The sequence below is a fragment of the Oceanihabitans sediminis genome (assembly GCF_003337215.1).
In the GTDB taxonomy this organism is placed as follows: domain Bacteria; phylum Bacteroidota; class Bacteroidia; order Flavobacteriales; family Flavobacteriaceae; genus Oceanihabitans; species Oceanihabitans sediminis.
In genome coordinates this window covers 122893-136173 of the sequence record NZ_QPIG01000002.1, presented here as the reverse complement: position 1 = coordinate 136173, position 13281 = coordinate 122893, and the positions used below count along the sequence as shown (strand labels likewise).

Sequence of the window (13281 nt, the reverse complement as noted above, 5' to 3'; positions counted from 1 at the left end):
TAAATGAACCAACCTTTAGCTTACGTACATCCTGGAGCAAAAATTGCTAAAAATGTAGTTATAGATCCTTTTACAACTATACATAATAATGTGGTGATTGGAGAAGGAACATGGATTGGTAGTAATGTTACTATCATGGAAGGAGCAAGAATAGGGAAAAATTGTAATATTTTTCCTGGAGCAGTAATTTCTGGTGTACCTCAAGACCTAAAATATAACGACGAAGATACATTAACCATCATTGGTGATAATGTTACTATAAGAGAATGTGTAACCATTAATCGTGGTACTACAGATAAAATGAAAACAGTAATTGGAGACAATTGCTTGATTATGGCTTATTGTCATATTGCACATGACTGTGTGGTTGGTAATAACTGTATCTTTTCAAATAATAGTACTTTGGCAGGACATATTACAGTAGGAGACTATGTAGTATTAGCAGGAATGACTGCTGTACATCAATTCTGTTCTATTGGAAACCATGCCTTTGTAACCGGAGGGTCTCTAGTAAGAAAAGACGTTCCGCCGTTTGTAAAAGCAGCACGTGAACCACTTTCTTATGTTGGAATCAATTCTGTAGGGTTGAGAAGAAGAGGTTTCACCACAGAGAAAATCAGAGAGATTCAAGATATCTATCGTATTTTATATCAGAAAAACAACAATACTTCACAAGCATCAGATCTTATTGAAGCTGAAATGGAAGCAACTACAGAACGTGATGAAATTCTTCAATTCATAAAGAATTCACATCGAGGAATAATGAAAGGTTACTTTAAATCAAATTAAACATCCTTCAACATACAATCAGAAGGAAATAACAAAAAATAAAGACTTACAATAAATAATATGGCAACAACTTCAGATATTAGAAACGGACTTTGTATAAGACACAACAATGATATTTTTAAAATCATTGAATTTTTACACGTAAAACCTGGTAAAGGACCTGCGTTTGTAAGAACGAAACTAAGAAGTTTATCTACAGGTAAAATTTTAGAAAACACTTTTTCTGCAGGTCATAAATTAGATGACGTAAGAGTAGAAACACATAAATTTCAATTTTTATATCATGATGGTGAGTTCTATCACTTCATGAACCAAGAAGATTATACGCAAATTCGTTTGTTAGAAGCAGCTTTAGACACTCCAGAATTAATGAAAGAAGGAGAAGTGGTTACAGTAATTATTAACACAGAAGATAATATGCCACTTTCCGTAGAGATGCCTGCAAATGTTATTTTAGAAGTAACAGCTACTGAGCCTGGTGTTAAAGGAAATACTGCAACTAATGCTACTAAGCCAGCAACAGTTGAAACTGGTGCAACAGTGAATGTTCCTTTATTTATAAATGAAGGAGATAAGATTAAAATCGAAACAGAAAAAGGTACTTATAAAGAGCGTGTAAAAGAATAATATTTAGTTCATAGCCCTTGTTCAGCTGTAAAGCTTTACAAACTGACTGAAGCTAAAATTCAAATTTATGAAATTCCCAAAACCACATACACTTAAACAAATTGCAGAACTTATAGATTGTAAATTTATAGGAGATGCAGATTTTCCAGTTCTTGGTATAAATGAAATTCATGTGGTGGAAGCCGGTGATGTAGTATTTGTAGATCATCCTAAATATTATGATAAAGCACTGCAGTCTGCTGCAACCATTGTTTTAATTAATAAAGAAGTGGAATGCCCAGAAGGAAAAGCATTATTAATTAGTGATGATCCTTTTAGAGATTTCAATAAAATCACCAAGCACTTTAAACCATTCCAAGCATCAAATGTAGCAATTGCTCTATCTGCTAAGATTGGTAAAAACACTATTATTCAGCCTAATTGCTTTATAGGTAATAATGTAGTGATTGGCGATAACTGTATAATTCATTCCAACGTAAGTATTTATGATGATACAATAATTGGAAATAATGTAAAAATTCAAGCAGGTTCTATATTAGGAGCTTCTGCTTTTTATTATAAAAAGAGACCAGAAGGCTTCGATCCTTTAATATCAGGAGGAAGAGTAGTTATTGAAGACAATGTTGATATTGGTGCACTTTGTACTATAGATAAAGGAGTTACAGGAGACACTACCATTGGTGAAGGTTCAAAACTTGACAATCAAATTCAAGTAGGACATGATACGGTTATTGGTAAAAAGTGCTTGATAGCTTCACAAACAGGAATCGCAGGATGCTGTATAATTGGTGATGAAGTTACTATTTGGGGACAAGTAGGAACCACTAGTGGCATTACAATTGGCGAAAAAGCTGTTATTCTTGGTCAAACAGGTGTAACTAAATCTATTGAAGGAGGAAAGTCATATTTTGGAACTCCTATAGAAGAATCTAGAGTAAAGCTGAAAGAATTGGCTTATATCAAAAAAATCCCTCAAATTGTCGAACAATTAAAAAAGAAGTAAATGACCCCTAAAGAAGTTGTTGAGAAATTTTATAATTCGGACTTAGCAAATAATTCAGATGCTGTAGAACAGTGTTTTCATAAAGACTGTAAAGTAAATTGGCATGCAAGTGATGGCTTTAGTATTCTAGACATTGATGCATTAAAAATGGTGTTTGAAGAAGTTAGAAAAATGTATAACACGCTACGTTTTGAAATAAGTCACTTATTACAAGATGGAAACATGGTAACTATACGTTATACATCCTATGTAACTACTATTGAAAACCCTGAAGAAGAAATACCTTTAGCCCATTTTACAAGTATTTGGGAGGTAGAAGGAGATAAAATTATCAAAGGATATCAAATAAGTTTACTTGCAGACGAAAGCGCTACTAGTTTAAGCACTTTTTAAGAAATTAAAGTATAAAACACTTTAAAATCTCTTAGCAAAATCTTACTTTTGCACAAGGAATCTAAAAAAATACTTATAGGTTCTAAAAAAGTCTAGAAATCTGTGATGATAGACTCTTAAAAACATAAAAAATAAATTTAAATTTAACATAAATGAGCGTTTTAGTTAATAAAGATTCAAAAATAATAGTTCAAGGATTTACAGGAAGTGAAGGTACTTTTCACGCTGGACAAATGATTGAATATGGAACAAATGTTGTTGGTGGTGTAACACCAGGTAAAGGTGGACAAACTCACTTAGACAGACCAGTTTTTAATACGGTTTCTGAAGCTGTAGAAAAAGCAGGAGCAGATACATCTATTATTTTTGTACCGCCAGCTTTCGCTGCAGATGCTATTATGGAAGCTGCAGATGCTGGAATTAAAGTAATTATTGCAATTACAGAAGGTATTCCTGTAGCAGATATGATCAAAGCTGCAGATTACATTAAAGGTAAAGACTGTAGACTAATTGGCCCTAACTGTCCAGGAGTTATCACTCCGGGTGAAGCTAAAGTTGGTATTATGCCAGGTTTTGTTTTCAAAAAAGGAACTGTAGGAATTGTATCTAAATCAGGTACTTTAACTTACGAAGCTGCAGACCAAGTTGTAAAACAAGGTTTAGGAATTACTACAGCAATCGGAATTGGTGGAGATCCTATTATTGGAACTACAACAAAAGAAGCTGTAGAATTATTAATTAACGACCCAGAAACGGAAGCAGTTGTAATGATTGGTGAAATTGGAGGTCAGTTAGAAGCAGACGCTGCAAACTGGTATAAAGCTAGTGGTTCTAAAAAGCCGGTAATCGGATTTATTGCTGGAGAAACTGCACCTGCAGGACGTACAATGGGACACGCTGGAGCTATTGTTGGTGGAAGCGATGACACTGCACAAGCAAAGAAGAAAATTATGAGAGAATGTGGTATCCACGTTGTTGATTCACCTGCTGAAATTGGTAAAAAAGTAGCAGAGGTTTTAGGATAATCTCAATAAACTATAGATATTAAAAACCTCACATTATTTTGTGAGGTTTTTTTTATATCGTACAATTTGTATTTGTTATATTTGAAAGAAGAATGAACAGCCATTTATATTTACATAAACTTTTAAGTCGTTTGTAAATGCTAGGCACAAAGATATTTAAATGAAACTATTAGAAGGAAAAACAGCCATTATTACAGGAGCTAGTAGAGGAATTGGTAAAGGAATTGCAGAAGTTTTTGCACAACAAGGTGCAAATGTTGCTTTTACATATAGCTCTTCCGTAGAAGCTTCAAACGCTTTAGAAAAAGAATTAATAGCCTATGGTGTAAAAGCTAAAGGATACCAAAGTAATGCTGCAGATTTTGAGGAATCTCAAAAACTTGCAGAAGAAGTGGTAAAGGAATTCGGAAGCATAGATATACTTATCAATAATGCTGGAATTACTAAAGACAATCTATTAATGCGTATTTCAGAGGAGGACTTCGATAAAGTAATTGAAGTAAACCTTAAGTCTGTTTTCAACATGACCAAAGCGGTACAACGTACAATGCTAAAACAACGTAAAGGATCAATAATTAATATGAGTTCTGTTGTTGGAGTTAAAGGAAACGCAGGACAAACAAATTATGCCGCTTCAAAAGCTGGAATTATTGGTTTCTCTAAATCCGTAGCTTTAGAACTTGGTTCTAGAAACATTAGATGTAATGTAATTGCTCCTGGTTTTATTGAAACAGAAATGACAGCAAAATTAGATGAAGAAACAGTAAAAGGGTGGAGAAGTGCTATTCCTTTAAAAAGAGGAGGAACACCAGAAGATATTGCAAATGTATGTGTATTCCTTGCTAGTGATATGTCTGCTTACGTTACCGGTCAGACCTTGAATGTTGACGGAGGAATGTTAACATAAATTTCTAAAACCTAAAAATGCAAATAGAGACTCTCTTATACATTATATTATCTGGAATTATAGCGCTACTTGTAGCGCTTTTTCAGTATAATGTAAAAGGAAAAAATAAAAGTAATTGGCTTTTTGCATTTTTAAGGTTTATTAGTGTTTTTACGCTATTGCTGCTTTTAGTGAATCCGAAATTTGAAAAAATTAGCTTCTACACCGAAAAGCCTAACTTAATTATCGCTGTAGATAATTCTAGTTCTATTGCGCATTTACAACAAACGGAAAATGTTTCTGAACTAGTTTCTACTTTAAAGGAAAACAAAAACTTATTAGATAAGTTTAATCTTAATTTCTTTTCCTTTGGAAAGGACCTTCAAGCAAGTGATTCTCTTTCTTTTAAAGAACAAGAAACCAATATAGATAAGGCTTTTTCAGAGTTTTCTCAAATATATAAAAATACGACTTCCCCAATTATTTTATTATCAGACGGAAACCAAACCTATGGTAATGATTATGTTTATTCCGCTGAAAAGGTAAACCAACCTATTTATCCTATTATATTAGGAGATACTGTAAAGTATACCGATTTAAAACTTCAGCAACTAAACGTAAATAAATACGCATTTTTAAAAAATAATTTTCCCGTTGAAGCTATTGTAGCTTACAACGGAAACAGTAGTGTTACTTCTAAATTTGTTGTTACGTCGGGAGTTTCAACGGTTTATTCTGAAAATATCAGCTTTAGTAAAGAGGATAATTCTAAAATTTTAAATTTCACTTTACCAGCAAATAGAGTAGGAGTACAATCGTATAAAGCACAAATTCTTCCATTAGATAGTGAAAAAAATACTATTAATAATTATAAGAATTTTGCAGTTGAAGTAATTGATCAAAAGACAAATGTAGCTATTGTTTCAGACCTAATACATCCAGATTTAGGAGCTTTTAAAAAGAGTATTGAAACCAACGAACAACGTTCTGTTTCGATATTAAGCCCAAAGGAATATCTGTCGCAAAAAAATGATTTTCAATTAGTAATATTGTATCAGCCAAACAATACATTTAAAAGTGTTTTTGAAGATTTACAGCAAAACAATGCCAATAAGTTAGTAGTCTTAGGTACTAAAACAGACTATTCTTTTGTAAATAAAAACACTACAGATTATAAGCATGATATTACTAGTCAAACCGAAGATTATCAAGCAAGTTTAAATACCAATTATACTACTTTTATTATAGACGATTTAGATTTTGAATCGTTTCCACCACTACAATCTGCTTTTGGTAAAGCTACTTTTTCTATTCCTGTAGAAACTATTTTAAATAAAAAGATTGGTAGCATAGAAACAGAAGATCCTTTATTGCTAAGTTTTGAAACGAACGGTAGAAGAGAGGTGCTTCTTTTAGGAGAAGATATTTGGAGATGGAGAGCACAGAGTTTCTTAAACAATAAGTCCTTTAATAATTTTGATACATTTATTGGTAAACTAGTCCAGTACCTTGCATCTAATAAGCGTAAAAATAGATTAAATATAGATTACGAATCTTTTTATCAAGGAAGTTCAAACAGAGTAATTAAAGCACAGTTTTTTAATAAAAACTATGAATTTGATGCTAAAGAATCTTTAAATATTATTTTAAAAAATAAAACTACAGAAGAAATAACTACCCTTCCGTTTATTCTAAAAGGAAACCACTATCAGGTAGATATTAGTCACCTTCCTGCTGGGGAATATAGCTTCACTGTGAAAGCTACAAGCGAAAATATTTCGGAATCTGGAGCTTTTCAAATACTAGAATACTATATAGAACAGCAATTCTTAAATGCGAATGTGTCTAAGCTAGAGCAGGTTGCAGAAAAAACTAATGGAACTAGCTATTTTGTTGCTAAAACAGAAACGTTGATAGATGATTTGCTGAAAGACGAACGCTACGCTACCATACAGAAAAGCAGTAAAAATATTGTACCTTTGATTGATTTCAAATTCTTTTTAGGCCTACTTATTTTGAGCTTGGCTATAGAGTGGTTTTTAAGAAAATATAAAGGATTAATTTAAAAAATAAAAAAAGTTAAAAATGGATAAATTACCAAAAGTTGGATTGCCGATTCTAATCGGATTTATTATTGTATTTATTATTATATCAAAGTCAGCCGTAACTATTAACTCAGGGGAGGCAGGAGTATTATTTAAGACATTTGGAGAAGGAGTTGTTGTAGACCAACCGCCAATGGGTGAAGGTTTTCATATAGTTGCACCTTGGAACAAAGTGTTTGTTTACGAAGTAAGACAACAAGAGATTTTAGAGAGAATGAATGTACTTTCTTCTAACGGATTAGATATTAAATTGGAAGCATCTATTTGGTTTCAACCAGATTTTAAACAGTTAGGAAAACTGCACCAAGAAAAGAGTGAAATGTATAAAGAACGTGTATTGCTTCCTGCAATTCGTTCGGCAGCAAGAAGTGTTGTAGGTCGTTATACACCAGAGCAACTATATTCTAGTAAACGTGACGCTATTCAGCAAGAAATTTTTGAAGAAACAAAGAAAATTGTTGAAGATCAATTTATTCAATTAAATGAAGTATTAGTTCGTGATGTAACTTTACCTCCAACAATCAAAGATGCGATTGAGCGTAAATTAAAGCAAGAGCAAGAGTCTTTAGAATACGAATTTAGATTAGTTACTGCTGCAAAAGAAGCGGAAAAACAAATTATTGAAGCACAAGGTAAAGCAGATGCAAATAGAATTTTAAGTGCATCATTAACCGATAAGATCTTACAAGATAAAGGTATTGAGGCTACTATTAAATTATCAGAATCTCCTAACAGCAAAGTAGTTGTTATTGGATCTGGCGATTCAGGAATGCCTATTATACTTGGAAACCAGTAATTATTAGGAAATAAAAATATCTAAAAAGCATCTAGTTTCTAGATGCTTTTTTTATGCTTATAAACTAATTATTGCAGCTATTCTTTACAGAAGATATGTATTAAAATTTTGTTAGATGTTATAAAATAAGTTACTTGCTGCTATTAAATTTCAAATAGGAAAATGTTTCAAAAAAGATACTATTATGTCATTACTATTCAATATTTAGGTTACCGTTTTCATGGTTGGCAAAAACAGCCAAATGTAAAAACGGTGCATCTAATGATTGATAGAACATTCAAATTTATATTAGAAGGAAAACGCTTTAAAACCTTGGCTTCAGGTAGAACAGACGCTATGGTTTCGGCAAATGCTTCTGCTTTTGAACTTTTTTTATATGAACCAATTGAAGATATGAAAGCTTTCTTAGAGCTCTTCAATTACAACTTACCTCAAGATATTCGTGCCCTAGATATTAAAGAAGTAGATGCAGATTTCAATATTATTCAGCATTCAAAAACTAAAGAGTATTTATACCTTTTTACGCACGGACAAAAATGTCACCCGTTCTGTGCTCCAATATTAACCACTGTTTTAGATACTTTAGATATTGAAAAAATGCAGGAGGGAGCAAAGCTGTTTCAAGGGACGCATAACTTTAAAACTTATTGCTATAAAGCTTCTAATGAAGGATTGTACACTCGAGAAATTTCTACTTGTGAGCTTGTAGAAAACACTGTTTTTAGTGCAAATTTCTTTCCGGAGAAAACTTACCTACTACGTGTTCAAGGCAAGGGTTTTGGTAGAAATCAAATTAGGTTAATGATGGGAGCACTTATCAAACTAGGTAAAGGCGAAATTACTTTAGAATACATTAAAAAAAGTCTGTTACCCGAAAGCACAGAAGTAATGGATTATATTGCTCCAGCTTCAGGTTTAATACTAAATAGCATTGAATTTGAATAAACTTTAGTACTTTTAAGTATAACAAGATCTTCATGGCGCAAAAAAATCGAAAAACCCCTAAGCAAAAACGAAAATATAAAACAGTAAACTCTGTTCCTGGGACAGTTACCTATGTTGGTGAAAAGAAATCACTCAAAACGGTTGTAGACATTGTAAACTACAATAAAAATTTGTGCGATTTTAATACTTCTAATAAGGTAGAAGATGCATTCGATTTTAAAGGAAAAGAGCACGTTACCTGGATAAATATTAACGGTTTATATAATACAACCGAAATTGAAAAGCTTGGGAAACATTACAATTTACACCCTTTAGTTCTTGAGGATATAGTAACAACAAACCAAAGGGCAAAGATTGAAGAATATGAAGACTATTTATTTATTGTTTTTAAAATGTTGCATTTTAAGGACGATGAAGAAATAGTGTATGAGCATATGAGTTTGGTAGTAGGAGAAAATTATCTACTTACTTTTCAGGAAGCCGATGGAGATGTTTTTGATGATTTAAGAGATAGAATTAGAAATAGTAAAGGTAGAATTCGTAACGCAAGAGCAGATTATTTAATGTATGCTATTTTAGATGCTGTTGTAGATAATTATTTCACTGTAATTGAAGCCGAAGGAGATAAAATAGAAGATTTAGAAGAACGACTTTTTCTTCAAGAAACAAGTACTAACGAAATAACTTCGGATATTCAGAAGCAAAAACGAGAAATACTTAAAATTAGAAGAACCGTCTTTCCTTTTCGTGAAGTTGTAAACAAACTTGAAAAATCAGAATGGAAATATATAGACCCAAGGACTAATAATTATCTTAGAAACCTATATGATCACATGATACAGGTTAATGAGAGTATAGACTTATATAGAGAGATGATTTGGGGCTTGATGGACTTATACATGACAAACATTAGTAATAAGATGAATGAAGTCATGAAAGTCCTTACAATAATAGCAACCATTTTCATTCCACTTACTTTTATAGCAGGAATCTATGGAATGAATTTTGAAAACATGCCAGAACTACATTATGAGCATGGATATATCATTGTTTGGGCAATAATGATAATAATACTTATCATTATGTTAATTTATTTTAGAAAAAAGAAGTGGATTTAACAAAATTTAACTTATATTTATATTTAATCTATTAAAAACAGTTAAAATAATAAGTATTAATTAAATTTCAATTAGATTAATAATAGCGAATAACTTTAAATAAAACTAGCTATATACAATTTAGCTTGTTTTAAAGCTTACAAAGTATTTTCTTAATAAAATCCCTAATCGTTAGGGTTTAGGTTCTAAAAATTAGGAACCTATTTCTAATTGTATTAACTTTAAATTCAAACTTTATGTTACGTTGGACTATTATATTTATAATTATTGCAATTATAGCCGGAATCCTTGGATTTAGTGGCATTGCAGGAGCATCAGCAGGAATAGCCAAAATATTTTTCTTTATTTTCATTGTGCTATTTATACTTTCACTTCTAAAAAGTTTAATGAAGAAGTCCTAATTTAAATGCAACAATTTTAATAAACGAATAACCACTAAAAATCAATTTTATATTATGAAAAAAATAGTTTATGCTTTAGTATTTATGTTTTCAATTTCTACTGTATTTACAAGCTGTAGAGAAGAAAAGAAAACTCCTGGAGAACATATTGAGTCTGCTGTAGATGATGCAGGAGATGCTATTGAAGATGCAGGAGATGAATTAGAAGATGCTTTAGAGTAATTTTTAAATTCACAACAAATAAACAAAGGTCTCGATTTTATCGAGGCTTTTTGTATTTTTAATACCTACTAAATTTTAGATAATGCTAGAAACTATACACAAAGAAACTTTTGACTTTTTAAACCGATTAAAGAAAAATAATAATAGAGATTGGTTTAATGATAATAAGAAAGAGTTTAAAGAAATTGAACTAGAAGTAAAAAAGGTTTTTGGACAGCTTTTAGAGAAATTAAATAAGCATGATAGCATTGAGAAAATGAAGGTGTTTAGAATATATAGAGATGTTCGTTTTTCCAAAAATAAATTACCTTATAAAACCCATTTAGGAGCATCTTTCAGTAGAACAAAACCTTATTTAAGAGGAGGATACTACTTACAAATTCAACCAAATAATCAAAGTTTTATAGCGACTGGATTTTGGGAACCCAACAAAGACGATTTATTACGAATACGAAGAGAGTTTCAACAAGACGATCAAGAAATTCGTGAAATTATAAACAACAAAAAGTTTAAATCTGTTTGGGGAGATTTAGTCGGAGAAGAGTTAAAAACAGCTCCAAGAAATTTTGATAAGGAACACAAGGCTATCGATTTAATCAGAAAAAAGCAATTTATTTTCACTAAAAACTTTTCAGATAAAGAAGTGTTTTCTCCAGATTTTATAAATAATGTAGATGAAGCATTTATATCTATTAGACCATTTTTTGATTATATGAGTGACGTGCTTACAACCGATTTAAATGGTGTTTCCATAATATAAAAACTATTAACAAATAAAATACCCTATGAAATTTCATACAAGAAAATGGATTAAACCTGAAGACTTAAACCCTAACGGAACACTGTTTGGAGGAAGACTTTTAGAATGGATAGATGAAGAAGCTGCTCTTTACGCAGTTGTACAGTTAGAAAACAAGCATGTTGTAACAAAGTTTATGACAGAAATAGACTTTGTTAGTTCTGCAAGGGAAGGTGATATCATAGAAATAGGAATACAAGCAACAAGTTTTGGAAGATCTTCTTTAACTATGTATTGTGAGGTTAGAAATATGGTAACTAGAGAAACCATTATTACTATAGAAAAGATAATTATGGTAAACCTTGACGCTAACGGTAATGCCGTACCACACCATAAAACACAAATTGAGTTTGTAAGAGATAGATTAAACGATTAGTTTTTAAACGTATAATAGAAACATCTTAACGAATAGTATTTCCTTATTTATAGCATAATCAGCTTATTGCTTAAATTAGATAGTGTAACACACTAATGAAAAAGACATTATGCTATTAATCAACTTTTGTAATGGAGTGTTAAACTATTTATACAATTTTAAGTTTTACTTATTAATTATTACCATTAATTTTATAAATAGCCTAAACCTACATTCTCAAACTACCGCAATTCTTGATTCAAATTTTGAACAAGCCTTAATATATCTTAATATTGACACTAATGGTTTAAATGGAAATATATTGAATAGTGATGCTATTGCTATAACTACTTTATATATTGATGACTATAATATATCGGATTTAACAGGTATTAGTGCTTTTCAAAATTTAAAAAATTTATATGCAATCAATAATCATTTAACTACTATTGACTTAAGTACAAATCCTAACATTGAAATTATAGATTTTGATAATAATTATATTTCAACTATTAATCTTCAAGCAAATACACAATTAAAAAAACTCTATATCAGTAATAACTTATTAACTACTTTAGATGTAAGTAATAATTCGAATTTAGAGTTGCTGTCTTGTAATATCAATAATTTAAGTGCTTTAGATTTATCCTTTAATATTAATTTAAAAGACTTAAGATGTTATGATAATAATATATCCAATTTGGATGTAAGTAATAATCTGGAATTAGAATTTTTATATGCTTCTAGTAATAATTTAAGCCACCTTCAATTGAATTTAAATACCGATTTAAAGAGTTTAAGTTTCGATAACAACTCTATAAATTCTATCGATTTATCTCAAAATGAAGATTTAACGTATTTGAGTTGTTCCAATAATAACTTGACAAATTTAGATATTAGTAATAATGACGAATTAAAAAGAATTTTATGTAACAATAATAACCTTACTGTTTTAGATCTTAGCCAAACAGACGATTTGTTTTTACTATATGCTCAAAATAATAATATTGAAAATTTAGATCTTTCTAATAATCCTAATCTAAAATATTTTAGAGCAGAAAACAATGCTTTAAGTTTAGTGGATATACGTACTTCTACAAATTATAAACTAAATGAGTTTGTAGTAACAGATAATGATGATCTAACCTGTATTTATGTAGATGATAAGTATGCTTCTTATTTAAATGATTGGGAAGTAGGTAGTAGTTGTAATTTTGTTTTAGACGAAGCAGAATGTCAAACATTATCAATAACAGAAACTGTTTTGGAAACATTTAGTTTGTACCCCAATCCAGCAAGTTCTTCTGTTACTATTCATTTAACTTCCGCAGATTCTAACTTAAAAATATACTCCCTAAAAGGGCAGATTGTTTATGAATCTATTTTGCGAAAGGGAGAAAACCAAGTAAATACTTCTCATTTAAGTGCAGGTGTATATGTGGTTTCTATACTTACCGAAAATAGTAATATAACTAAGAAGTTAGTAATACAATAAATCTATAAATCTTGTTTTTCTTGCTTCAGAATGCGTTCATTTAAAAGCTTAACAGAAGGTAGCTTCTGTATGTTTTTACTTAAAGTATCGTGTAATTTTCTTAAGCTTTCTGGAGAAAAACTATGATAATTTTCTTTTAAAACAAAAGGGATAAATTCAGAGTCGTAATTTGTTTCAATAAACTGTTTTACAAAGGCAATTTTTTCAGCCTGTAAATTTTCTAAGTCTACGTTAAAGATACTAGTTCTTTTACTAGCTGTTTGTGGTGACTTATATTTTAAAAATAACTCACGCTCTTTATAATAAAAAGCATCCATTGCTG

General features: G+C 30.6%; 16 protein-coding genes. 15 read left to right on the top strand and 1 reads right to left on the bottom strand.

The window, feature by feature from the left end:
* The first annotated feature begins 3 nt into the window (after positions 1-3).
* From lpxA to DU428_RS06300, 15 genes are all read left to right on the top strand, one after another.
* Positions 4-789, top strand: a complete 786-nt coding sequence (gene lpxA, locus DU428_RS06365; RefSeq protein WP_113966122.1) for an acyl-ACP--UDP-N-acetylglucosamine O-acyltransferase — start codon at positions 4-6, stop codon at positions 787-789.
* A gap of 60 nt (positions 790-849) precedes the next feature.
* Positions 850-1416, top strand: coding sequence for an elongation factor P (efp, locus tag DU428_RS06360; RefSeq protein WP_072349126.1), 567 nt, complete (start codon positions 850-852; stop codon positions 1414-1416).
* A gap of 67 nt (positions 1417-1483) precedes the next feature.
* Complete coding sequence (locus tag DU428_RS06355) at positions 1484-2419, top strand: UDP-3-O-(3-hydroxymyristoyl)glucosamine N-acyltransferase (RefSeq protein WP_113966123.1); 936 nt, start codon at positions 1484-1486, stop codon at positions 2417-2419.
* Entirely contained in the window at positions 2420-2812 is a 393-nt protein-coding gene (locus tag DU428_RS06350; protein WP_072349122.1) for a nuclear transport factor 2 family protein, read from the top strand.
* Between the two features lie 152 nt (positions 2813-2964).
* Positions 2965-3837, top strand: a complete 873-nt coding sequence (sucD, locus tag DU428_RS06345) for a succinate--CoA ligase subunit alpha (RefSeq protein ID WP_072349120.1) — start codon at positions 2965-2967, stop codon at positions 3835-3837.
* Between the two features lie 160 nt (positions 3838-3997).
* On the top strand, positions 3998-4744 hold the full coding sequence (gene fabG, locus DU428_RS06340; RefSeq protein WP_113966124.1) for a 3-oxoacyl-[acyl-carrier-protein] reductase: 747 nt from the start codon (positions 3998-4000) through the stop codon (positions 4742-4744).
* Between the two features lie 17 nt (positions 4745-4761).
* The gene (locus DU428_RS06335) at positions 4762-6789 is read left to right on the top strand and encodes a VWA domain-containing protein (RefSeq protein WP_113966125.1); all 2028 of its coding nucleotides are present in this window, start codon (positions 4762-4764) and stop codon (positions 6787-6789) included.
* A gap of 19 nt (positions 6790-6808) precedes the next feature.
* Positions 6809-7624 carry a prohibitin family protein gene (locus tag DU428_RS06330; protein ID WP_072349114.1) on the top strand — a complete coding sequence of 272 codons (816 nt, stop codon included), beginning with the start codon at positions 6809-6811 and terminating at the stop codon, positions 7622-7624.
* 162 nt (positions 7625-7786) lie between these two features.
* Complete coding sequence (locus DU428_RS06325) at positions 7787-8569, top strand: tRNA pseudouridine synthase A (RefSeq protein ID WP_072349112.1); 783 nt, start codon at positions 7787-7789, stop codon at positions 8567-8569.
* Between the two features lie 32 nt (positions 8570-8601).
* Positions 8602-9687: a magnesium/cobalt transporter CorA gene (gene corA, locus DU428_RS06320; protein WP_072349110.1), complete on the top strand. Its 1086-nt coding sequence runs from the start codon at positions 8602-8604 to the stop codon at positions 9685-9687.
* Between the two features lie 236 nt (positions 9688-9923).
* Entirely contained in the window at positions 9924-10088 is a 165-nt protein-coding gene (locus DU428_RS06315) for a DUF1328 family protein (RefSeq protein WP_072349108.1), read from the top strand.
* Between the two features lie 54 nt (positions 10089-10142).
* Positions 10143-10310 carry a hypothetical protein gene (locus tag DU428_RS13375; RefSeq protein WP_165839146.1) on the top strand — a complete coding sequence of 56 codons (168 nt, stop codon included), beginning with the start codon at positions 10143-10145 and terminating at the stop codon, positions 10308-10310.
* An 82-nt stretch (positions 10311-10392) separates the two neighbouring features.
* The gene (locus DU428_RS06310; protein WP_072349106.1) at positions 10393-11070 is read left to right on the top strand and encodes a DUF2461 domain-containing protein; all 678 of its coding nucleotides are present in this window, start codon (positions 10393-10395) and stop codon (positions 11068-11070) included.
* A 25-nt stretch (positions 11071-11095) separates the two neighbouring features.
* Entirely contained in the window at positions 11096-11485 is a 390-nt protein-coding gene (locus DU428_RS06305) for an acyl-CoA thioesterase (protein WP_072349104.1), read from the top strand.
* Between the two features lie 109 nt (positions 11486-11594).
* A complete protein-coding gene (locus DU428_RS06300) occupies positions 11595-12959 on the top strand; it encodes a T9SS type A sorting domain-containing protein (protein ID WP_113966126.1) in 1365 nt (454 codons plus the stop codon).
* Between the two features lie 2 nt (positions 12960-12961).
* On the opposite strand, the gene DU428_RS06295 is transcribed toward DU428_RS06300, so the two are convergent.
* Positions 12962-13276, bottom strand: a complete 315-nt coding sequence (locus tag DU428_RS06295) for a hypothetical protein (RefSeq protein WP_113966127.1) — start codon at positions 13274-13276, stop codon at positions 12962-12964.
* Positions 13277-13281 lie beyond the last annotated feature (5 nt).